Below are 22,050 nucleotides of genomic sequence, written 5' to 3' on the forward strand. Positions count from 1 at the left end.
CCTCACGGATCGCCGGACGGGGGCCCGCCGGAGCGGGATTCGGCTAGGGGGTGCCGACCCGGGGTGGTGGCACCAGTTCGGTGGTGGAGCGTTGCCGGCCGATCCGACCGGACCCGGCGGCCTGCTCCGGCCCGCCGGAACCGTTCGGCTCGGTGCTGCCGTTGGCGGCGGTGGCCGGACCGGTCGGGTCGGTGGCCGGGTCGCCGGGGGCGCGGCGGACGTCGACCACCTGGCCGGTCAGCCCGGACAGCAGCACGTCCAGCGAGACCCGGGCCACCGTGTCGGCCGCCAGCAGGGTGTGTTCCGGCTCGTCCCCGAACGCCCGGGTCCGCATCGGGGTCGCGGTCCGCTCGGGGTTGACGCAGTTCACCCGTACGCCGAACTCGGACCACTCGTCCGCGAGCGCCTGGGTCAGGTTGACCACGGCGGCCTTGGTGGCGGAGTAGAGGGCGTACCGGGCCCGGCCCCGGGTGTAGGAGCTGGAGGTGTAGAGCAGCAACTGGCCCCGGGTCTGCCGCAGGTAGGGCAGCGCCTGCCGGGCGATGTCCACCGGCGCGACCAGGTTGACCTGGAACATCTGCGCGATGGTCGCCTCGTCCATCTCGGCCAGCGCGCCCATCCGGAGCACCCCGGCGGTCACCACCACGTGGTCGATCCGGCCGGTCGCCTCGAACGCACCGCGCAGCGCGGCGGCGACGTCCTCGGCCCGCTCCACGTGGGTACCGGTGGTCGACCGGCTGACCGGGAAGACGTCCGCGCCGTAGCCCCGGGCGATCTCGGCCAGCCGCGCTCCGATGCCCTCGCTGCCGCCGAAGACCACCACCGTCCGGCCGCTCAGCTCCTCGGTGTACGCCCGATCGTCGCCCAGTCCCGGCGCCTGTGCGGCGGCGAGCTGGAACAGCTTGTCCGCCAGGTGTACGTCGACCGGGTGGGTCACCTTGATGTTCTCGTCCGAGCCCTCGATCACCTTGATCGGCACCTCGGGCAGGTAGCGCAGCACCACCCCGCAGTCGTCGGTGGCGCTGAACTCCGGGTCCTCGCCGGCCACCTCGTAGGCGGCCCGGATGGTGCCGGACCGGAACGCCTGCGGCGTCTGCCCCCGGCGCAGCCGGGACCGGACCGGGATGTCGGTGATGCAGTCGTCCTCGTCCACCTGGATGATCGTGTCGGCGGACGGGATGGCCACGTCGACGGCGGAGTGCGTCCAGAGCGCGTTGACGCACTCCCGGACGATCCGGGGGCTGAGCAGCGGCCGGACCGCGTCGTGGAAGAGGATGTTGCAGTCGTCCGGGCCGATCGCGGCCAGTGCGAGCCGGGTGGTGGCGTTCCGGGTGTCGCCGCCCTCGATCACCTGGCTGACCTTGCGGAAGCCGGCCTTGTCGACGATCTGCCGCGCCTCGTCGAGGAAGCCCGGCGCCATCAGCACGATGATGTCGTCGATCTCGGGCGCGGACTCGAAGACCGCGACGGTGTGTTCGAGGATCGGCTTTCCGGCGATCTTGAGGAGCTGCTTGGGGATGCCCAGCCCGACCCGGGTCCCGGTGCCTCCGGCCAGCACCACCGCGACGGTCCGGGTGGGCCGCCACGGGGCGGCGTCCGGCTGGCCGGCCGGCCGCGTCGCCGGGTTCTGCACCATTGCCGATCCTCACTGACTGTGCGTGGTGGACTGGGTGTTCCCGGGCGTCGTCGCACCGTTCGCGCCGCCTGGGCGGTATCGGGCGGATCCGCGTCGGGGGCGGGGTCGCGGACGACCCCTAGGACCCTAGCGCGGCGGGGGCGGGGCAGGGCGCCTGAGCGCTGCCGCCGCCCCCGGTGAACCGCCGGTGTCCGGACTACGTCCGGTTCATGTACTTCTCGTACTCCGGCACGACCTCGTCGGTGGGGCCGTCCGCCCGGATCACCCCGGACTCCAGCCAGATCGACCGCTCACAGGTGGTCCGGATGGTGTCGATGCTGTGGCTGACCAGGAAGACCGTGCCGGCCTCGGCGCGCAGTTCACGTACCCGCTGCTCGCTGCGGCGGCGGAACCGGGCGTCACCGGTGGCCAGCGCCTCGTCGATCAGCAGTACGTCGTGCTTCTTCGCCGCCGCGATGGAGAACCGCAGCCGGGCGGCCATACCGGAGGAGTAGGTCCGCATCGGCAGCGAGCTGAAGTCGCCCCGGTCGTTGATGCCGGAGAACTTGATGATGTCCGGGGTGATCTGCCGCACCTGGGGCGGGGTCATCCCCATCGCCAGGCAGCCGAGCGCCACGTTGCGCTCGCCGGAGAGGTCGTTGAGCAGCGCCGCGTTCACGCCGAGCAGCGAGGGCTGGCCCTGGGTGTAGACGGCGCCCCGGCTGGCCGGCAGCAGTCCGGCGATCGCCCGCAGCAGGGTCGACTTGCCGGAGCCGTTGCTGCCGATCAGGCCGACCGCCTCGCCCCGGTACGCGGTGAAGCTGACGCCCTTGACCGCGTGCACCTCGCGGACGGCGGCGGACTTGGTGCCGGTCACCATCCGCTTGAGGGCGGCCACCGGGCTGCCGTTGCCGCCCGCGCCGGCGCCGTACACCCGGTAGACCACGTGCACGTCGTCGACGACGACGGTGGGGATCCGGGGACCGCCGACGGTGGTGGTGGTCGCCGAGAGGTCGGTCTTGGGGTCGATCGGCTCAGCCACGGCCGTACTCCTTCTCACCACGCCAGAAGTAGATGAACCCGAGCACACCGGCCAGTACCGCCCAGCCGATGCCGAGCAGCCAGGACTGGGTCTGCGACGCGGTGACCGGCGCCGTCTCCATCAGCGCGTGCCGCATCAGCTCGATGTAGACCAGCAGCGGGTTGAGCTGCACCAGGGAGGCTGCCCACTCCGGCAGGTGCTTCTCGAAGTTCTGCACGCTGTAGAGCACGCCGGAGGCGTACATCCAGGTACGCATCACGAACGGGACGAGCTGCTTCAGGTCGGTGATCTTCGACCCGAGCCGGGCCATCGCCATCGCGACACCGGCGTTGAAGACCGACTGGAGCAGCATGGCCGGGATCAGCAGCAGCCATTCGAGGGTCAGTGGCTCGCCGTCGATCAGCACGATGCCGGCGAGTACGACGATCGAGGCGAGCAGGTGCTGGAACTGGGTCAGCGTGATCGCGATCGGCAGGCTGGCCCGGGGGAAGTGCAGCGCCCGGATCAGCCCCAGGTTGCCGCTGATCGCCGTCACGCCGCCGCTGACCACGGACTGGGTGAAGGTGAAGACGAACAGCCCGGTGCAGAGGTAGGCGATGAAGTTCTCGACCTCCCGGCTGGTGCCGAGGATGACGCCGAAGATCAGGTAGTAGACCGCCGCGTTGGTCAGCGGGGTCAGTACCTGCCAGAGCCGCCCCAGCCGGGCCGTGCTGAACGAGGCCGCCAGCTTGGCATTGGCGTAGGCGGTGATGAAGTGCCGATACGACCAGAGCTGGTTGACGTACCGCCCGAGGCTGGGTCGCGCTCCGGCGACCGACAGACCGTACCGGGCGGCCAGTTGTGCCTGGGTCAGCTCTGAATCGGGATGTGCTACCGCCGTGCTGGCCATAGCTGGGCGCTCCGATCTGTCCGGGCTTGAAAGATGCGCGCGACTTGCGGGCCGAGCTGTTGCGGTGGAACGCCTTTTCGGCCGTCGCTGCGTGGCAAGGTAGTCCAAACTACGTCGGGACGCAACCGTACCGTCGTCGCGCTATATTGGCCGACGTGGCGACCGACAACCGGCGTGCTCCAGCGGGAGCGGCGGTACTCCGTGGGGAGATAACCACCGCACTCCGCCGGGCCGTGATGCAGGAACTCGCCGCGGTCGGCTACGGACGCCTCTCGATCGAGGCGGTCGCGCGCCGGGCCGGCGTCGGCAAGACGGCGATCTATCGCCGATGGAGTTCGAAGCTGGAGATGGTGCTGGAGATCGTGTCCCGGGTTGCCGGACAGAGCCTACCGTTACCGGACACCGGCAGCCTAAAGGGTGACCTGGAGGTGCTGCTGGCGATCGTGGCCAGGGCACTGAGACACCCGCTGGCCTCGCAGATCGTTCCGGACCTGCTGGCCGAGGCGGCCCGCAACCCGGAAATCGCGCAGACCCTCCAGCAGGCCCTGCGGGCGAACCAGCGGGATGTCGGCATACTCTTGATCGACCGGGCGGTCGGTCGCGGTGAGCTTCCCCCGGAGGCGGATCCGGACGTCGCGGTCGACCTGATCATCGGTCCGCTCTACTGGCGGCTCGCCGTCGCCCGCACCCCGTTCCCGGAGGACTACCTGCCTCGAATGGCCGCCGCGATCGCGGCCGGGCTCGGCGTGCGGGGCCCGGTGCCGGTGGAAGGGGGCCTTGACGTCGCTCTGCCCGGCTGACCGTCGGCGGCCGAACCGGCCGTACGCGCCGCAGCCCCCGGCACCCCCCGGGACCCGCTCCACCCCGTGACCTGAACCCCACCACCCATTTCATCGACCGCGTCAAGAGCTAGCATCGCTGCCGGACGCGATCCCCTCGTCGACAGGAGGATGCCCATGACTGGGCAGCAAGACCTGATTCCACCCGCGAAACCAGTTATCGGAGAAGCTGAGATCGAGGCCGCCGTACGGGTGCTCCGCAGCGGCCGGGTGGTCCAGGGGCCGGAGGTGGCCGCGTTCGAGGAGGAGTTCTCCGAACTGGTCGCCGGACGGCACTGTGTCGCGGTCAACTCGGGCACGTCCGCCCTGCACCTGTCCCTGATGGCGCTGAACATCGGCCCCGGCGACGAGGTCATCGTGCCGTCGTTCTCCTTCGCGGCCAGCGCGAACGCGGTCCGTTTGGTCGGTGCCGAGCCGGTCTTCGCGGACATCGAGGCCGGCAGCTTCTGCCTGGACCCGGCGGCGGTCGAGGCCGCCATCACCCCGCGCACCGTGGCGATCATGCCGGTGCACCTCTACGGCCACCCCGCCGCGATGGACAAGCTGATGCCGATCGCGGAGCGGCACAACCTGGCCGTCGTCGAGGACGCCGCCCAGGCGCACGGCGCGGCCCTGAACGGCACGCCGGTCGGCAGCTTCGGCGCGGCCGGGTGCTTCAGCTTCTACCCCACCAAGAACATGCACTCGCTCGAGGGCGGCATGATCACCACCGGTGACCCGGAGCTGGCCCGTACCCTGCGGCTGCTGCGCAACCAGGGCATGGAGCAGCGGTACGCCAACGAGATCGTCGGGGCGAACGTGCGGCTCACCGACGTGGCGGCGGCGATCGGCCGGGTGCAGCTCCAGCAGCTCCCGGAGTGGACCGAGCAGCGCCGGTCGAACGCCAAGTTCCTCGACTCCCGGATCACCGGGGCGGTCACCCCGCCGGTCGCCGACGCGGCCCGGCACGTCTACCACCAGTACACGATCCGGGTGACCGGGGACCGGGACGGCGCCCAGCAGAAGCTGCTGGACCGGGGCGTCGGGAACGCCGTGTACTATCCGACTCCGATCCACCGGTTGAAGCCGTATCTCGGCGAGGACGGCAAGCCGGGTCCGTGGACCCTGCCGGAGACCGAGCGGGCCGCCCGTGAGGTCATCTCGCTGCCGATCCACCCGTCGCTGAGCGCGACCGACCTGGAGCGGATCGCCGACGCCGTGAACAGCCTGGAGGGCTCACAGTGAGTGTCGTCAGCGGCCAGGGGCGTACGCTGCGCGCCGGCCTGATCGGGCTCGGCGCGATGGGGCGCAACCACGCCCGGGTGCTGTCCAACCTGGACGGTGTCGAGCTGGTCGGCGTCGCCGATCCGGCCGGCGACACCACCGGCACGGTCCGGGCGCCGGTGGTGGCGACCCTGGCCGAGCTGATCGCGATGAAGCTGGACTACGCGGTCGTGGCCTGCCCCACCGCCCTGCACGAGCAGGTCGGCCTGGAACTCGCCGCGAACGGCGTCAGCGCGCTGATCGAGAAGCCGCTGGCCCAGTCCGTGGAGACCGCGCAGCGGCTGGTGGCGGCCTTCGAGTCGGCCGGCCTGGTGGCCGGGGTCGGGCACATCGAGCGGTACAACCCGGCGTTGCAGAACCTGCGCAGCCGGCTGGAGGCGGGCGAACTGGGCGAGGTCTTCCAGGTCGTCACCCGCCGGCAGGGCCCGTTCCCGCACCGGATCGCCGACGTCGGCGTGGTGATGGACCTGGCCACCCACGACATCGACCTGACGAGCTGGGTCACCGGCCGGGAGTACGTCTCGGTGTCGGCCCGTACGGTCTCCCGCAGCGGCCGGCTGCACGAGGACATGGTGGCGGCGGTCGGCCAGTTGACCGACGGCACGATGGTGAACCACCTGGTGAACTGGTTGAGCCCGCTGAAGGAGCGGTCGACGGTGATCACCGGCGACCGGGGCTGCTTCATCGCCGACACCCTCACCGCCGACCTCACCTTCTACGCCAACGGCGCCATCGACACCGAGTGGGAGGCGCTGCGCGCGTTCCGTGGGGTGGCCGAGGGCGACATGGTCCGGTTCGCCATCCCGAAGCGGGAGCCGCTGCTCGTCGAGCACGAGCGGTTCCGCGACGCGGTGGAGGGCAAGGACAGCGACATCGTGACGCTGCGCCAGGGTCTGCGTACGGTCCAGGTGGCGGCAGCGGTGCTCCAGTCCGCGACGGACGGCAGCACCGTGTCGGTGGCACCGGGCGACCGGACCGTCGGCGACCTCTCCACGACCGGCTGAAACCGCGCGCGGCCCCGGTGGCCGCGCGCGGTTCCACCGCACCCGTATCTCCGAGCTCTGTCTGCACAGTCCCGTCGCAGGCGGGTAAGAGTCAGCTCGTTCTAACTGGAGGATCGCGCATGGCACCGCCCGCTCGCCGACCGCGACTGGCAGTGATCGTCGGTAATGCCATCACCGGGGACTCCCGGGTACAGAAGACCGCCATCTCCGCCGCCCGGGCCGGCTGGGAGGTGCTGCTGATCGGCGCCGGGCGGGGCCGCGCCGTCAAGTCGACAATGGGCGCCGTCCAGGTCGTCCGGGTCGGCGTCGGGGCGCACATGCGGGCGAAGCAGAAGGGCCACAAGCTTCGCCGGATCGTCACCCAGTTCGGCATCGCCGACAAGGAGGCGTTGGCGCGCACCCGGGCGGCGAACCAGACCTGGGTACGCCAGACCACCGCCCGGATGGGCCGGATGCGGGCCACCGAGGGCCGCTCGGCGGCGGTGAACGCGATCGCCGTACCGGCCAGCCGGGCGTTGGGCGCACTGGTCCGGGCCCGCCGGATGACCCACCAACTGCGGGTCCGGGCCTTCCAGTGGGAGCAGCGCTACCAGGCGTCGCCGACCGGGCAGTGGGCCAAGGACTGGCCCTACCTGCTCGACCTCGACCTCGCGTTCGGCCCGGCGATCGAGGAGTTCAAGCCGGACGTCATCCACGCCAACGACATCACGATGATCGGCACGGCGGCGCAGAGCGTCGCCCGGATGCGGGCCCGGGGCGAGAAGGTCAGGTGGCTCTACGACGCGCACGAGTACGTGACCGGCGTCGACTGGCCGGAGCCGTTGCAGGCCAGCGCGTTCGCCGCGCTGGAGAAGGAGTTCATCCGGTTCGCCGACGCGGTGGTGACGGTCTCCCCGGAGATCGCCGAGCTGCTGCGCAAGGACTACAAGCTGAAGAAGACCCCGCTGGTGGTCCGGAACGTGCCGATCCGGGAGACGGTCAACACCGGGCGGGACACCTATTCGGTACGCCGGGCCTGCGGCCTGGAGCCGGACGTGCCGCTGCTGGTCTACTCGGGCTGGCTGGCCGCCGAGCGGGGGCTCGGGGTGGCCGTCAACGCCCTGCCGGAGCTGCCCGAGTTCCACCTCGCGATCGTCTCCGGGCGGACCAGCCCGGAGCTGACGACGCTGCTGGAGAAGGCCGACCAGTTGGGCGTACGGCAGCGGATCCACGTGGTGCCGTACGTGCCGCAGCACGCCGTACCCGACTACCTCTCCTCGGCGGACCTCGGCCTGATCTGCTCGAAGCGGACGCTGAACTACGAGATCTCGCTTCCCACGAAGCTCGCCGAATACCTGCACGGCAGGCTGCCGGTGGTGGTCAGCGACGTGAAGACGCTCAGCGCGTACGTCCGGAAGCACAAGGTCGGCGAGGTCTTCCGCTCCGACGACGCGGCGAGCTTCGTCGCCACCGTCACGCACGCGATGGCGAACCGGAAGCAGTTGGCCGACGCGATCACCGAGGAGATCCTGGAGGACCTTTCCTGGGAGACGCAGAGCGCCGGCCTGATGCAGCTCTACCAGCAGATCTCCGGGATCACCCCGCCCAACCCGCGCCCGGAGGTGCGCTGGTCGCTGACCGAGCAGCCGGTGCCGGTGGCCGGTCCGGCGACCGAGCCGGGGCCGCTGCCCCGGTGGCGTCCGCTGGACCACACCAAGGTCCGGCTGGGTCTCGGCCCGGCCAACTACGCGGGCCAGCTCGCCACCTTCGCGCAGGCGATCTGCCGGAGCAACGCCGAGGTCTCCGCCGAGGTCGTGATGGTGAAGACCTCGCCGACCCTGCTCTATCCGGCGGACGTCTACGTCGACCAGGCCCGGCTGCCCGACCTGGACTGCCAGTTGGAGCAGGTGCAGCGGGCGATCGGCCGCTACACGCACCTGGTGGCGGACGCGTTCCTGCCCTTCTTCGGACACCTGAACGGCAACAACATCGAGGGTGACCTGCCGGCCCTGCACCGCGCCAAGATCAAGGTCGCGCTGCTCGGCCACGGCAGCGAGGTACGTCATCCCAAGCGGCACCTGGCCCGGCACGAGTTCTCGCTGTTCCGGGACGCCCCGGACGGCTACGTCGAGCGCTACACGGTGCGGGCCGAGCGGAACCGGAAGGTGGCCGAGGAGACCGGGTTGCCGCTCTTCGTCACCACCCCGGACCTGCTCGACGACCTGCCCTGGGCCACCTGGGCGCCGCTGGTGGTGGACCTGGACGCCTGGGCCACCGACGAGCCGATCATGGAGCGGGCCCGGCCGGTGGTGCTGCACGGTCCGTCGAAGCGCTGGACCAAGGGCACCGACCGGATCCTGCCGGTGCTGAACGACCTGCACGAGCGGGGCGCGATCGAGCTGCGGCTGGCCGAGAACGTCGCCTGGAAGGACATGGCGGACCTGGTCAAGACGAGTGACATCGTCATCGACCAGTTCACCACCGGCAGTTACGGCACGTTCGCGGTGGAGGCGATGGCCGCCGGCAAGCCGGTGGTGGCATACCTCAGCGAGAGCGTCGCCGGGACGGTCGGCACGACCCCGCCGATCGTGAACGCCACCCCGGCCAACCTGCGCCAGGTGTTGGAGTCCCTGCTGGACGACCGGGCCGGCACCGCACGCCGGGGCGCAGAGTCGATCGCCTACGTCCGGGAGTACCACGACGGCCGGCGTACCGCGCAGGCGTTCGCGGGCTTCCTGGCCAGTTGACCTCCACGCCGGGGCGGGACCTCGCGTCCTGCCCCGGCACCGGACAGGCTGGGACTCCGGTCCCGGCACGGCCACTGAGGGGCTGGGATCTCGCGCTCTGCCCCGGCACCTGACGACTTCGGCCGCTGACCGGCTCCCGGGCAACCGGGGCGGTCAGCGGCCGAAAACGTTCTGCGGCAGGACCTGTCAGCCGACCGGTGCCGACAGCACGGCGCTCACGTCGAAGCAGAGGGTCGGGGCGGCGCCCCGGGCCGTCAGGTTGGCCAGCACGGTGGCGGCGGCCGGCATCGACCCCGGGTCGGCGACCAGCAGGACGTCGAAGCGCCCCTGCTGGAGCACGTACCGGTCGAGCAGCCGCAGCCGGGGGTCGCCCTTCTTGGCGTACAGCGGCTGGAAGAGCCGGCGGTAGACCGGCAGGCCGACCCGGCGGTGCACCCGGTCCGCGAACGCCCGCTGGTAGGCCCGGTTCGCCTTCTTGGAGCCGCCGGCCAGCGGCCCCCGCCCGACCGCCTTGAACAGGAACCCGGGGCCCCGGACCAGCACCAGTTGCTCGACGGCCAGCGGTGCCAGCCGGAGTTCGAGTTTGGTCAGGTCGACGACCCGGAGCTGCTTGGGCAGCTTCTCCCGGCGCCACTTGGCCATGTCGCTGACCACCAGGGTGGCGGTGCCGCCGGCGGCGATCACCTGGGCGACGTCCGCCAGTACGGCGAGCCGGCGCGAGCCCTCCAGGGCCAGGATCAACACCTGCGGTTCAGCCATCGGTACGGGCATCCCATCCGGTCGTGGTCGACGCTCCCGCGCCCGCTCCGCCGAACCACGCCTCCCGGTGGCTGCGGGCGACGGCGGGATAGCTGTACTTGTCGGCGAGTTCGCGCTGGGCGCGGGGCAGGTCGAGGCCGTGCGGGAAGCGGTCCCGCAGCCGGCGGTAACCGTCCACGATCGACTCCGCGTTCTCCTCGACCGGGATCAGCTCGCCGGCCGCCTGCTCCAGCCCGGCCAGCGTCTCCTCCGGCCCGCCGCACCGGGTGACCAGCACCGGCGTACCGGCGGCGATCGCCTCGACGATGGTCATGCCGAAGGTCTCGAACCGGCTCGGGTGCACCAGCAGGTCGTGCTCGCGCATCATCCGCAGCGCCTCGTCCGGCGGCAGCGCACCGGCGAAGGTGACCGCCTCGGTGACGCCGAGTTCGGCGGCCCGCCGGGTCAGGTCCTTGCGGAGCTGTCCCTCGCCGACGAAGGTGAGCGAGAGGTCCGGCTCCTCGGCCCGGCACTTGGCGAACGCCTCCAGCAGCCAGGAGACGCCCTTTCGGGGCAGCAGGCCGCCGACGAAGAGCCAGCGGTGCAGCGCGGTGACCGGAGTGGCCCGGGGCTGGTCGAAGGCGATCGGGTTCGGGATGAAGCCGATCTTGTCGGCGTGGTGCGGAAACGCCTCGACCAGCGGCTTGCGTACGGCGTCGCCGACGGCGAAGAAGCCGGCGCAGCGGTGCAGCAGTTCGTCGTACATCGCCCGGGCCTCGGGCTGTTCCAGCACCAGGTTGAGGAAGGTGGCGTGCTCGGTCACGAAGACCCGGGCGTCGGGGCGCGCGTTGTGCAGCGCCGCCCAGCCCCCGGGAAGCCCGACGTGGGCGTGCACCACCGGCGCGTCGAGCGGCACGTTGCCGATCGACGACCGGAGCGCCTCCGTGTGGTTGCGGGAGATCTCCGCGTAGTCCGGGGTGACCGGCATCACCACCGGCAGGTGCACCAGATCGGCGCCGCCGACGGTGGGCCGCCGGTGCACCCCGTGCGGCAGCAGGGCCCGGTACGCCTCGTCGATCGCGGCGGTGGTCTCCGCCGGCAGCCGGTGCCCCCACTCGTCGGTGTGGTAGACGGTGACCCGTCGGTATTCGGGCGCGGTCGCCTCCACCATCGCCTGCACGAACGCGCCCCGGAACGGGCGCTGGCCGGTGGGATACCACGGGGTGACGACGGCGACGTCGCTGGCGATGTTCGTCTGCACCTGGTTCGGTCCTCGCTTCGCCGGGCGGTCTCGGTCAGGCATGCCGCTCGAGGATCTGGACGACCCGCTGCGCGGCGGTGCCGTCGCCGTACGGGGCGGCGCGTTCGGCCGTCGGGGTGGCGCGGGTCGCCGTACCGCTCCAGTCGACCACCTCGGCCGGGTTGGGCACGAGGCGGTTCCAGTCGCCGTCCAGCGTCTCGACCCACTCGGTCTCCGGGCGCAGCGTGGTGCAGACCCGGCCGAGCAGGAACGCCTCCTTCTGCAACCCGCCCGAGTCGGTGACCACACCGGTCGAGCCGAGCACCGCGGCGATCATGGCGGCGTAGCCGACCGGCCGACCGACGTGGATGGCGCCCTGGGCGAGCTTGAGACCGTACTGCTCGGCCCGGGCCAGCAGCCGGGGGTGGGCCAGCAGGGCGACCGGGACGGGCAGCTCGGCCAACGCCGCGACCAGCCCGGCGAGCCGCTCGGGGTCGTCGGTGTTCTCCGCCCGGTGCAGCGTGGCGAGCAGGTACGGCGACTGCGGGTCGATCCCCTCCGGCAGCGTCGGCGCCGGGTGCTCGCCGGCCAGCACGGCGTCCCGGATCCGCAGGCAGACGTCGACCATCACGTCTCCGGCGAGCACGGAACGGGCGGCCAGACCCTCGTCGGCGAGGTGCCGCATGGCCTCCTCGGTCGGGGCCAGCAGCAGGTCGGCGGCGTGGTCGGTGAGTACCCGGTTGTGCTCCTCCGGCATCCGCCGGTTGAACGAGCGCAGCCCGGCCTCCAGGTGGGCGACCTTCAGGTGCTGCTTGACCGCCGAGACCGCACCCGCCAGCGTCGAGTTGGTGTCGCCGTAGACGAGCACCCAGTCCGGGTTCTGCTCGGCCAGCACCGGGTCGATGCCGGCCAGCACCGCACCGGTCTGCACGCCGTGGCTGCCGGAGCCGACCCCGAGGTGCACGTCCGGGTCGGGGATGCCGAGGCCGGAGAAGAAGACGTCGGAGAGGTCGGCGTCGTAGTGCTGGCCGGTGTGCACGATGACGTGCTCGTGGTCCGTTCTGGCGAAGGCGGCCGCGATCGGCGCGAGTTTCACCAACTGCGGGCGGGCTCCGACAACGCTGACAACCTTCACTGCGGATTACTCCCGGCGTCGATCGACGGTGGAATGCGGGGCATCGGGCTGTTCGGGCGCCCCGGCCGCGCGAGCTTCGCGCGACAAGGCGGGAATGGTACAGCACCCCTGGTGCCCACACGATACGTCACTCGATCGGTGATCTCCCACTCGGCCGGTGGCGACGATCACCCGGCGTCCGACCCCGGTCCGGGCCGCCGGGCCGACCGGCGACCGCGCCACACCCGGGCCAGTTCCCGGGGTACGCCGGCCAGCGCGCGCGCCGGAACCCGCGCTCCCCGGGCGACCGCGCTGCCGAGCTGGTACCCGGCCGAGGACTCGACCTCGGCGAGCCGCCGCCGGGCGTCCCGGAGCAGTTCGTCCCGTTCGGCGAGCAGCCGCTGTTGCGACTCGACCCGCTCGGTCAACTCGGCCAGCCGCCGCCGCACCGGCCGGCTCACCAGGTCCGCGAGCTGGTACTCGTTGACCACCCGCAACACGGTCGCCAACTCCCCGCCGTCCCCGGAGTCTCCGTCGTTCCCGCCGTCCGGTTCCGCCGGCCCGGGCCCGGCCGGTTCGACGGGAGTGCGGGCGTCGATCAGGTAGCCGCGCAGCGGGGCCAGCCGGGTCACCCGCTCGACGACCAGCGCGCCGGACACCCCACGGATGGCGGCCCGGTCCAGCGGGGTGACCTCCCTGATCTGGCAGCGCCCGGCCACCAGCGGCCCGACCAACCGGTGGTACGGCAACTCCTCGACCGACCAGCCGATCAGCAGCGCCGCCCGGGTGCCCGGCGAGAACCGGCGCAGCACCGGGGTCAGCGCGTCCGGGTCGACGTGCGCGGGCGAGGCGGCGCCGAGCAGGCAGAACAGCATCGTCTCCGGGCCGAACCCCGCCCCGGCGGCCTGCTCCAGCGCCACCCGCCGGTAGCCGACCTCGGCCGGCAGCCGCAGGTGCCGTTCCAGCGTGACGTCGGGGTGGCTGACGTCGACGACCTCGCGTACCCCGTCGAGATAGCGGGGGAGGAGTTCGGAGATCCGCATCGGCGGCGTTCCTTCCTCAGCCGGTCCGGGTGAAGACGTAGAACCCGTTGGGATTGCCCCGGAAGGCGTACGGCCGCCAGCCGTCGAACCGGAGCCCACACTCCCGGGCCAGTGGTACGTACCGGTTCCTGCCCCGGACGACCTGGTAGTTCCCGTACGTCCGGTCGCCGTCCTCGCCCCAGTCGGCGAGCGCCAGCCGGCCCCGCAGTCGGACCAGCGAGGCGAGGTTGCGTACCGACCGCTCCCACTCGTCGTCGTCGAGGATGTGGAACAGCACGTCGACCGAGAGCACCACGTCGTAGAGCCATGGGCTGCGCCAGCCGGAGAGGCTGGACTGGAAGTAGCGGGCTCCGCCACCCCGCTCCCGGCAGTACGCCAGTGCGCTCTCGCTGGCGTCGATCCCGTCGACCTGGTGGCCGAACCGGGCCAGTTCCCGGCTGAACCAGCCCTTGCCGCAGCCGGCGTCGAGCAGGAAGAGCGGCGCCACCGGGTCGGACTGGTGGCCGACGATGTCCAGCAGGAGGCTGAGCCGCAGGATGTAGAACATCCGGTTGGTGGGCTCGTCGAACGACATGTCCCCGCCGGAGCGGAGGTCGCCCTCCCGCTGGTGCCGGGCGTTCCAGTAGGCGGCGTTCTCCTCGGCGGACAACAGTCCCACCCTCGCTCACCATCCTCGCCTCGCTGCCGGCGTACCTTCCGGTGGCTCCGGCGGCGACGCTAACACGCGACCGTCCGGGCAGAACGGATCTACCCGGCAGGGGTGGGGCGAAACCGGTCAAACGATGGTGCGCAGGTACGGCACCCGGGCGGCGCCGAGCGACGCCGCGAAGGACACGAGCACGATCACCAGGTAGGCGCCGACCATGAGGACCAGGGAGCGGGCCTCGGCCACCCCCGGCACGGTCTGCCGGAGCACCTCCAGCACCAGCAGGTGCATCAGGAACACCCCGAACGACGCGTCGGAGAGCCGGACGAGGATCCGGCCGACCCGGGGCGGCGGGGTCACCCGGGCGCCGACCCCGACGGCGAGCAGGAAGACGCAGACGGCCGCGACGGCCACCGTGGTGCCGAGGTAGCCGACCGGGAGCAGCGCCTGGAGCCAGGGGTGCTCCGGGCGTACGCCCCACTGCCAGACCGCCTCGGCCATCAGCAGTACCGCCAGCACTCCCGCCACCACCAGGCCGCGCCGGCCGAGCACGACCCGGTGCAGCGCCCAGCCGGCCACGAAGTAGCCGACGTACGGCCACCACATGGTCAGCGCGCCGAGGTGGATCGGGCGGGGTGCGCCGATCATGGCAGCCGCACCCGAGGCCACGAAGGTGACCATGGTGAAGGCCAGCGCCACCCCGGCCAGGATCATCGCCCGGCGCCGGCCGCCGTCCTTGAGGAACGCCGCCAGCACCGGCGCGACCAGGTACAGCCCGGCGATCAGCCAGAGGAAGTAGAGCGCCGTGAAGACCCGCGCGTCCATCAGGTTGCGGGCCAGCAGGTTCAGGCTCAGCTCCTCGCCCCGCCACAGCACCCGTACGCCCACCAGGTAGACGAGGTGCCAGGCGACCAGGGCGGGGATGATCCGGACGAACCGCTTCCGGTAGAAGGCGGCCGGCCCGGCGGCGTGTGCCCGGGGTGCCAGGGTGAGCGCACCGCTGATCATCACGAAGACCGGGACCACCCAGGTCACCCCGAGGTCGATCGCCGCCGCCGTCCACCAGGTCAGCGTGTGTCGCAGGTCGTCGTGTCCGAGTACGAGCCCGACCACGTGGATCGCGACGACTCCGCAGACGGCCACCACCCGGAGTGCGTCCAGCCCCCACTGCCGGGCCGGTCGGCCGGTGCCCGCCGCGCCGACCGTGCCGCTGGCCGTGGCGTCGACGGAGGTCTCCGGGGCGGGTGTGCCGGTCGCCGCCGACCCGGGCGTGTCCTGGGTCGGCAGTTCCGGTTGGGCCGGCATCCTCATCGCGCGAATACTAGTGGTGCCGGCGGCACCGGTGAATTCGGCCGAGCCGATGCGAAACCGGGCGGTTGCCGTACACTCGTCGGGTCCTCGGGGGCCCTTGGAAGGCGGAGAAGCCAAAAATGGTGGTTGACGGCGCGGCCGGGATGTCCGACTCCCGTCGGCGGATTGTCATGTTGGTCGACAACGCGGTCACGGGTGACTCCCGGGTGCAGAAGGTCGCCCGTTCGGCTGCCGAGGCCGGCTGGGACGTCATCCTGCTGGGCTGCTCGCCGACCGGGCAGACGCAGACCTGGCAGCTCGGCCAGGCCGAGGTGCGGCTGGTGCCGTTCCCGCAGCCGCTGGCCAAGAAGCGGCACGAGTTCCGGCGGGTCTTCCGGCGCGGTCCGCTGGCGTACCCGCCGAGCGGGATCGCCGAGCACCGCGCGCAGTGGGTCCGGGCCTGGCGGGCCGACCTGGGGGTCCGGCGGGCGCAGTTCGCCCTGGCCAAGCGCGGCGGCGGCCCGGTGCCGGCCGGTGGCGCCCGGCGGCTGAAGCTGGAGGAGCAGGCTGCGGCGCTGCTCAAGAAGTGGGTCTCGTTCCGCTACTGGCAGCTCACCAGCGCCCAGCGGTCCCGCCGCCGCCTGGAGGGGCCGATCGACCGCTTCTACACCTGGTTCTGGGGCGCGGTGCAGGGCGACCGGAGCTGGCGGAAGCTGGAGCCCGGGCTCTGGGACTACGAGCTGGCCTTCGGTCCGGTGATCGACCAGCTGGCCCCCGACCTGATCCACGCGCACGACTACCGGATGATCGGAGTGGGTGCCCGGGCGACCGTCCGGGCCCGGGCCGCCGGCAAGACCGTGCAACTGGTCTGGGACGCCCACGAGTTCCTGCCGGGGCTCAGCTCGGCGACCAAGCGGGGCCGCTGGCTGAAGGCGCACGTCGCGCACGAGCGGGAGTACGCGCCCTTCGCCGACGTGGTGCTGACGGTTTCCGAGGGCCTGGCGGAGATGTTGAAGGAGTCGCACGGCCTGGCCGAGCTGCCGACGGTGGTGATGAACGCGCCGGACGTGACGGTACGGGACCGGTCGACCGAGTCCGGCGCCGACGAGCCGGTCACCGACATCCGCGCCCGGTGCGGGCTGGGTCCGGGAACGCCGCTGCTGGCGTACTCGGGCGGGATCGCACCCGTGCGTGGCGTCGACGTGATGATCGACGCGCTGCCGACGCTCACCGACGTGCACGTGGCACTGGTCTCGGTGCCGCCGGGGAAGCGCTCGACCGCCTCGATCGACACCCTGCTCGCCCGGGCCGCCAAGCTCGGCGTGGCCGACCGGGTGCACCTGCTGCCGTACGTGCCGCACTGGCAGGTCTCCGAGTTCCTCTCCACCGCCGACGCCGCGGTGAGCCCGCTGGTGCACCTGACCAACCACGAGATCGCACTCAGCAACAAGTTCTTCGAGTACTCGCAGGCCCGGTTGCCGATGGTGGTCAGCGACGTGCGGACGATGGCCGCCACCGTCCGCTCCACCGGCCAGGGCGAGGTGTTCAAGGCCCAGGACGTGCAGGACTACATCCGGGCGGTCCGGGCGGTACTCGCCGACCCGGCGCGCTACCGGGCCGCGTACGACCGGCCGGGGCTGCTGGAGAGCTGGACCTGGGAGGCCCAGGCGAGGGTGCTCGTCGACGTCTACCGTCGGCTGCTGCCCGGTCGTCCAGCCACCGCGCAACCGGATGTTCCGGGTCACCTCGTCACTACCGGTACGCAACGCACGCTCGAAACCACGGGCTGACCGGCACGACCGACACCGGCACGACCTGCGGGATCTCCCGTCGAGCAGGCAGGCGTGCCGGTGCCGACGATCATCGATCTGCGGCGACGGTCACGATCGGCAACCGCACCCGGGATTGCCGTACACTCGCCGGAGTCTCCTGGAAAGCCCCGACCGGAAGGGCAGAGAAGACACAGTCATGGAGTTCGACGGCGCCGCCGAGGCGCGGAACACGCGTGGGCGCGTGGTGATGCTGGTCGACAACGGGGTGAACGGTGACTCCCGGGTGCAGAAGGCCGCCCGGTCGGCCGCTGCCGCCGGCTGGGAGGTGATCCTGCTCGGCCGCTCCCCGCACGGGCAGCCGCAGAGCTGGCGGCTCGGCGACGCCGAGGTCCGGCTGCTGCCGATGCCGGATCCGCTGGCCCGGCGCCGCCACGAGTACCGGCGGGCCTGGCTGCGTTGGCCGCTCGCCTATCCGCCCAACGGCATCGCCCCGTGGCGGGCCCAGGCGGCCAAGGCCCGCCAGGCGGACCTGCGGTTCCGGCAGGCGCAGCTCACCCTGGCCGCCCGGGCCGGCCGCCCCGACCCGCTCGGCCAGCGGCTGCTCCGGCTGCGGACGCTGACGGCACAGCTACGCCGCCGCTGGGTCTCCTTCCGGTACTGGCAGCTCACCCGGGCGCAGAACGGCCGGAAGTACCGCAACCCGTGGGACCGCAGTTTCACCTGGTTCTGGCAGCGGACCCGGGGCGACGGGGCCTGGCGCCGACTCGAACCGGGGCTGTGGGACTACGAGCTGGCGTACGGGCCGGTGGTGGACCAACTCGCGCCGGACCTGATCCACGCCAACGACTTCCGGATGCTCGGGGTGGCCGCCCGCGCCAAGATCCGGGCACAGACCGCCGGCCGGACGATCAGGCTGGTCTGGGACGCCCACGAGTTCCTGCCCGGCCTCAAGCCGTGGCGGGACAACGCCCGCTGGCTGCCGGCGAACGTCGGCCACGAGCGCGAGTACGCCCCGTACGCCGATGCCGTGGTCACCGTCTCCGAGGCGCTCGGCGACCTGCTGCGCGGCCAGCACGACCTGACCGAACGTCCGGCCGTGGTGCTGAACGCGCCGGCCGTCGGCGACCGGCCGACCGGGGTGGACGAGCCGCAGCCGGACATCCGCCGGCTCTGCGGGATCGGTCCCGAGGTGCCGTTGCTGGTCTACAGCGGTGCGGCGGGTCACCAGCGCGGCGTCGACACCATGGTGGCGGCGTTGCCGGAGCTGCCCGGAGCGCACGTCGCGATGGTGGTCAACAAGCCGACCGGTCCGCAGACGCTGGAGGTGCTGCGCCGGGCCGCCCGGCTCGGGGTGGCCGACCGGGTGCACGTGCTGCCGTACGTGGCGCACTGGCAGGTGGTGCCGTTCCTGGCCGGCGCCGACGTCGGGGTGATCCCGATCCACCACTGGCCCAACCACGAGATCGCGCTGATCACCAAGTTCTTCGAGTACTCGCACGCCCGGCTGCCGATCGTGGTCAGCGACGTCAAGACGATGGCCGACACGGTCCGCTCGACCGGGCAGGGCGAGGTCTTCCGGGCCGAGGACGTGGCCGACTACGTCCGCGCCGTCCGGGCCGTACTCGCCGACCCGGCGCGCTACCGGGCCGCGTACGACCGGCCGGGGCTGCTGGAGAGCTGGACCTGGGAGGCACAGGCCGGAATCCTCGACGAGGTCTACACCCGGCTGCTGCCCGGTTCGGCCCGTCCCGGGGCGGGCCTGCCGTCGAGCGCGGATGCGCTGGCCGGCGGCTCGCGGCCGACCGTCGGGCTGCCGGCGTGAGGACGACGGTGGCCTGATGGGAACGCCCGACGTCAGCGTGGTGGTGGCGGTCTACAACACCATGCCCTACCTCACCAAGTGCCTGAACTCGTTGGTCCGGCAGAGCATCGGCCGGGACCGGATGGAGGTCGTCGCGGTCGACGACGGCTCCACCGACGGCAGCGGCCGGGAACTCGACCGCTTCGCCCGGCTCTATCCGGACACCGTCAAGGTGGTCCACCAGGAGAACTCCGGCGGTCCGGCCGTCCCCAGCAACCGGGGCCTGGAACTGGCCACCGGCCGGTACGTCTTCTTCATCGGCGCCGACGACTACCTCGGCGAGGAGGCGCTGGAACGGCTGGTCACCGCCGCCGACGAGTACGGCTCGGACGTGGTGCTGGGCAAGACCGTCGGGGTGAACAGCCGCAACATCCACCAGGCGGTCTTCGCCCGCAACGAGACCGATCTCGACCTCTTCGACTCGGCCCTGCCCTGGGCGCTGTCGAACACCAAGCTGTTCCGCCGGGAGCTGGTCGAACGGCACGGGCTGCGCTATCCGGAGGACATGCCGGTCGGCAGCGACCAGCCGTTCACCCTGGAGGCGTGCTACCGGGCGAAGCGGATTTCCGTGCTTGCCGACTACCGCTTCTACCACGCCGTACGCCGGCTCAACGCGCACAACATCACCTACCGCTCCCGGCACGAGGAGCGGCTGCGCTGTGCCGAGCAGTTGGTGGAGTTCGTCGCCGGCCTGATCACGCCGGGCAAGCAGCGCGACGCCGTGCTGCTCCGGCACTTCACCTGGGAAATCGCCCGGCTGCTGGAGGACGACTTCCTCCGGCTCGACCGGGCCGTCCAGGAACGGGTGGTGGCCGGCATCCGGGCGCTGGCCGACCAATACCTGACCGACGACATCCGGGAGCGGTTGGAGATCGAGGCGCGGTTGCGGATCTCCACCGCGCAGCGGGGTACCGTCGACGACCTGCTCGCGGTGATCCGGCAGGACGCCGAGCAGGGCGTACCGCCGACGATCGTGGACGGCGACCGCTGGTACGCCGGCTATCCCGGCTTCCGGGACGACCGGCTGGAGATGCCGGACCGTTGGTTCGACGTCTCGGACAGCGCGGCCGACTGGCTGGCCCGGATGGACGCGGTCGACCTGGAGTGGGAGACCGCCGCCGACGGCAGCCGGGGCCTGACGATCACCGCGCACACCCCGCGCCGCAACCTGGCCAGCCTCACCTCCGGCCCGATCGGGCTGGCCGCCGGTGACGTGGTCGGCGCTACCCTGGAGACCAGCCGGGACGCCGACGGCACCACGGTGAAGGCCCGGTTCCGGGTGGAGCAGTTGCTGGCCGGGGTCGGGGTCGGCGGCACGCTCTTCACGGTCCGGTCCCAGTTGACCGCGTTCGGCACCACCGGCTCCAGCCCGCTGCGGATGCCGACCCGGCCGACCGCGCCCCGCATGATCTTCCGCCGGGGAGTCCGGTTCTTCGTCATCACGCCCACCACGAGTCACCGTGGGCAACTTGTCATCGCAATAGCACCTGTCACGCCCCGCCGGGTCATGGCCCAGCTACGGCGCAGGTTGCCCAAGGGAGGAAAGTAGAAGGCATGAAAATCTGCGTTGTCGCTCTGGGGAAGATCGGCCTGCCGCTGGCCGTGCAGTTCGCCGACAAGGGGCACACGGTGATCGGCGCCGACGTGTCCGAGCGGGTCGTGAAGCTCGTCAACGACGGCGCGGTGCCGTTCCCCGGCGAGGCCGACCTGGACGTCAAGCTCAAGGAGGCGGTGGCGGCCGGCCGGCTCTCCGCGACCACCGACACCGCCTCGGCGGTCGCCGAGTCCGAGGCCGTGGTCGTGGTGGTGCCGCTCTTCGTCGACGCGGAGGGGACGCCGGACTTCGGCTGGATGGACGACGCCACCCGGGCGATCGCGGCCGGGCTCAAGCCGGGCACCCTGGTCAGCTACGAGACCACCCTGCCGGTGGGCACCACCCGCAACCGCTGGGCGCCGATGCTGGAACAGGGCTCCGGGCTCAAGGTCGGCACCGACTTCACCCTGGTCTTCAGCCCCGAGCGGGTGCTGACCGGCCGGGTCTTCGCCGACCTGCGCCGCTACCCGAAGCTGGTCGGCGGGGTGGACGAGGCGTCGGCGAAGCGCGGCGTCGAGTTCTACGAGGCGGTGCTCGACTTCGACGAGCGCCCCGACCTGTCCCGCCCGAACGGCGTCTGGGACCTGGGCTCGGCCGAGGCGTCCGAGCTGGCCAAGCTCGCCGAGACGACGTACCGGGACGTGAACATCGGGCTGGCGAACCAGTTCGCCCGGTTCGCCGACACCGTCGGCGTCGACGTGATCAAGGTCATCGAGGCCTGCAACACCCAGCCGTACAGCCACATCCACTCGCCGGGCATCGCCGTCGGCGGGCACTGCATCCCGGTCTACCCCCGGATGTACCTCTGGAACGACCCGTCCGCCACCGTCGTCCGGGCGGCCCGGGAGGCCAACGCCGGGATGCCGGACTACGCCGTCGAGCTGCTCGCCGCCGCCTGGGGCGACCTGACCGACGTCGAGGTGCTGGTGCTCGGTGCGGCGTACCGGGGCGGGGTCAAGGAGACCGCGTTCTCCGGTGTCTTCCCGACCGTCGAGGCGCTGCGCGCCCGGGGCGCGAAGCCGTACGTCTCCGACCCGATGTACACCGCCGAGGAGCTGACCGCGCTCGGACTCCCGGCGTACCAGGGCGAGCGGGTCGAGGCCGTGGTGGTGCAGGCCGACCACGCCGAGTACCGCACCCTGGCCGAGACCGACCTGCCCGGCGTACGGGTGGTCGTCGACGGTCGCCGGGTGACCGACGCCACCCGCTGGCCGAACGTACGCCGGATCGTCATCGGCGGCTGACCGGTACCCCCACCCGGCGCCACCGCCCCCGCCGCTATCCGACAGGAGTGACTAGCCATCACCACGCCGTCTGCCCGGGGACGTTCTCGGCCTCCCCGGGTCCTGTATCTGTCGTTCTACTTTCCGCCCA

The 22,050-nt window shown here is 71.8% G+C and carries 17 protein-coding genes; 8 read left to right on the forward strand and 9 right to left on the reverse strand.

The genetic code is table 11. The features are described 5' to 3' along the window. Window positions 1-43: 43 nt before the first annotated feature. From Pen02_RS32640 to Pen02_RS32650, 3 genes are all read right to left on the reverse strand, one after another. A complete protein-coding gene (locus tag Pen02_RS32640) occupies window positions 44-1,636 on the reverse strand; it encodes a bifunctional cytidylyltransferase/SDR family oxidoreductase (RefSeq protein WP_203869997.1) in 1,593 nt (530 codons plus the stop codon). 196 nt (window positions 1,637-1,832) lie between these two features. Continuing rightward, the gene (locus tag Pen02_RS32645; protein ID WP_203870132.1) at window positions 1,833-2,645 is read right to left on the reverse strand and encodes an ABC transporter ATP-binding protein; all 813 of its coding nucleotides are present in this window, start codon (window positions 2,643-2,645) and stop codon (window positions 1,833-1,835) included. Between the two features lie 4 nt (window positions 2,646-2,649). Next, window positions 2,650-3,546, reverse strand: a complete 897-nt coding sequence (locus tag Pen02_RS32650; RefSeq protein ID WP_203869998.1) for an ABC transporter permease — start codon at window positions 3,544-3,546, stop codon at window positions 2,650-2,652. 155 nt (window positions 3,547-3,701) lie between these two features. Between Pen02_RS32650 and Pen02_RS32655 the strand changes: the two genes are divergently transcribed. The 4 genes from Pen02_RS32655 (at window position 3,702) to Pen02_RS32670 (ending at window position 9,378) form a co-directional block, all read left to right on the forward strand. Beyond that, entirely contained in the window at window positions 3,702-4,346 is a 645-nt protein-coding gene (locus Pen02_RS32655; protein ID WP_239141672.1) for a TetR/AcrR family transcriptional regulator, read from the forward strand. 156 nt (window positions 4,347-4,502) lie between these two features. Then, window positions 4,503-5,609 carry a DegT/DnrJ/EryC1/StrS family aminotransferase gene (locus tag Pen02_RS32660; protein ID WP_203869999.1) on the forward strand — a complete coding sequence of 369 codons (1,107 nt, stop codon included), beginning with the start codon at window positions 4,503-4,505 and terminating at the stop codon, window positions 5,607-5,609. Next, complete coding sequence (locus Pen02_RS32665) at window positions 5,606-6,652, forward strand: Gfo/Idh/MocA family protein (RefSeq protein ID WP_275413633.1); 1,047 nt, start codon at window positions 5,606-5,608, stop codon at window positions 6,650-6,652. The genes Pen02_RS32660 and Pen02_RS32665 overlap by 4 nt, the downstream gene beginning before the upstream one ends. 119 nt (window positions 6,653-6,771) lie before the next feature. Further along, the gene (locus tag Pen02_RS32670; RefSeq protein ID WP_203870000.1) at window positions 6,772-9,378 is read left to right on the forward strand and encodes a glycosyltransferase family 4 protein; all 2,607 of its coding nucleotides are present in this window, start codon (window positions 6,772-6,774) and stop codon (window positions 9,376-9,378) included. 186 nt (window positions 9,379-9,564) lie between these two features. On the opposite strand, the gene Pen02_RS32675 is transcribed toward Pen02_RS32670, so the two are convergent. The 6 genes from Pen02_RS32675 to Pen02_RS32700 form a co-directional block, all read right to left on the reverse strand. Further along, window positions 9,565-10,137, reverse strand: coding sequence for a hypothetical protein (locus Pen02_RS32675; protein WP_203870001.1), 573 nt, complete (start codon window positions 10,135-10,137; stop codon window positions 9,565-9,567). Next, entirely contained in the window at window positions 10,130-11,419 is a 1,290-nt protein-coding gene (locus Pen02_RS32680) for a glycosyltransferase family 4 protein (protein ID WP_239141674.1), read from the reverse strand. Before Pen02_RS32680 ends, Pen02_RS32675 begins: the two co-directional genes overlap by 8 nt. Next, on the reverse strand, window positions 11,412-12,491 hold the full coding sequence (gene wecB / locus Pen02_RS32685) for a non-hydrolyzing UDP-N-acetylglucosamine 2-epimerase (protein WP_203870002.1): 1,080 nt from the start codon (window positions 12,489-12,491) through the stop codon (window positions 11,412-11,414). The genes Pen02_RS32680 and wecB overlap by 8 nt, the downstream gene beginning before the upstream one ends. A gap of 167 nt (window positions 12,492-12,658) precedes the next feature. Next, entirely contained in the window at window positions 12,659-13,513 is an 855-nt protein-coding gene (locus Pen02_RS32690) for a hypothetical protein (protein WP_203870003.1), read from the reverse strand. A 16-nt stretch (window positions 13,514-13,529) separates the two neighbouring features. Further along, complete coding sequence (locus Pen02_RS32695) at window positions 13,530-14,171, reverse strand: class I SAM-dependent methyltransferase (protein WP_203870004.1); 642 nt, start codon at window positions 14,169-14,171, stop codon at window positions 13,530-13,532. Window positions 14,172-14,288: 117 nt separating this feature from the next. Then, on the reverse strand, window positions 14,289-15,470 hold the full coding sequence (locus Pen02_RS32700) for an acyltransferase (RefSeq protein ID WP_203870005.1): 1,182 nt from the start codon (window positions 15,468-15,470) through the stop codon (window positions 14,289-14,291). A gap of 170 nt (window positions 15,471-15,640) precedes the next feature. On the opposite strand from Pen02_RS32700, the gene Pen02_RS32705 reads away from it, so the two are divergent. The 4 genes from Pen02_RS32705 (at window position 15,641) to Pen02_RS32720 (ending at window position 21,920) form a co-directional block, all read left to right on the forward strand. Next, entirely contained in the window at window positions 15,641-17,239 is a 1,599-nt protein-coding gene (locus Pen02_RS32705) for a glycosyltransferase family 4 protein (RefSeq protein WP_203870006.1), read from the forward strand. Window positions 17,240-17,417: 178 nt separating this feature from the next. Then, window positions 17,418-19,043 (forward strand): glycosyltransferase family 4 protein, encoded by a 1,626-nt coding sequence (locus Pen02_RS32710; protein ID WP_372445711.1) that lies wholly within the window; start codon window positions 17,418-17,420, stop codon window positions 19,041-19,043. 16 nt (window positions 19,044-19,059) lie between these two features. Continuing rightward, window positions 19,060-20,631, forward strand: a complete 1,572-nt coding sequence (locus Pen02_RS32715; protein WP_203870007.1) for a glycosyltransferase family 2 protein — start codon at window positions 19,060-19,062, stop codon at window positions 20,629-20,631. A gap of 5 nt (window positions 20,632-20,636) precedes the next feature. Further along, window positions 20,637-21,920 carry a nucleotide sugar dehydrogenase gene (locus tag Pen02_RS32720; RefSeq protein ID WP_203870008.1) on the forward strand — a complete coding sequence of 428 codons (1,284 nt, stop codon included), beginning with the start codon at window positions 20,637-20,639 and terminating at the stop codon, window positions 21,918-21,920. Window positions 21,921-22,050: the final 130 nt, after the last annotated feature.

This window comes from Plantactinospora endophytica (assembly GCF_016862915.1).
Classification (GTDB): Bacteria; Actinomycetota; Actinomycetes; order Mycobacteriales; family Micromonosporaceae; genus Plantactinospora; species Plantactinospora endophytica.

Excerpts from the sequence above, each read along its gene's own strand:
- Pen02_RS32640 (WP_203869997.1), bottom strand. The coding sequence starts at position 1,636 with ATGGTGCAGAACCCGGCGACGCGGCCGGCCGGCCAGCCGGACGCCGCC.
- Pen02_RS32650 (WP_203869998.1), bottom strand. The coding sequence starts at position 3,546 with ATGGCCAGCACGGCGGTAGCACATCCCGATTCAGAGCTGACCCAGGCA.
- Pen02_RS32660 (WP_203869999.1), top strand. The coding sequence starts at position 4,503 with ATGACTGGGCAGCAAGACCTGATTCCACCCGCGAAACCAGTTATCGGA.
- Pen02_RS32670 (WP_203870000.1), top strand. The coding sequence starts at position 6,772 with ATGGCACCGCCCGCTCGCCGACCGCGACTGGCAGTGATCGTCGGTAAT.
- Pen02_RS32675 (WP_203870001.1), bottom strand. The coding sequence starts at position 10,137 with ATGGCTGAACCGCAGGTGTTGATCCTGGCCCTGGAGGGCTCGCGCCGG.
- Pen02_RS32680 (WP_239141674.1), bottom strand. The coding sequence starts at position 11,419 with ATGCCTGACCGAGACCGCCCGGCGAAGCGAGGACCGAACCAGGTGCAG.
- Pen02_RS32690 (WP_203870003.1), bottom strand. The coding sequence starts at position 13,513 with ATGCGGATCTCCGAACTCCTCCCCCGCTATCTCGACGGGGTACGCGAG.
- Pen02_RS32700 (WP_203870005.1), bottom strand. The coding sequence starts at position 15,470 with ATGAGGATGCCGGCCCAACCGGAACTGCCGACCCAGGACACGCCCGGG.
- Pen02_RS32705 (WP_203870006.1), top strand. The coding sequence starts at position 15,641 with ATGTTGGTCGACAACGCGGTCACGGGTGACTCCCGGGTGCAGAAGGTC.
- Pen02_RS32710 (WP_372445711.1), top strand. The coding sequence starts at position 17,418 with ATGGAGTTCGACGGCGCCGCCGAGGCGCGGAACACGCGTGGGCGCGTG.
- Pen02_RS32715 (WP_203870007.1), top strand. The coding sequence starts at position 19,060 with ATGGGAACGCCCGACGTCAGCGTGGTGGTGGCGGTCTACAACACCATG.
- Pen02_RS32720 (WP_203870008.1), top strand. The coding sequence starts at position 20,637 with ATGAAAATCTGCGTTGTCGCTCTGGGGAAGATCGGCCTGCCGCTGGCC.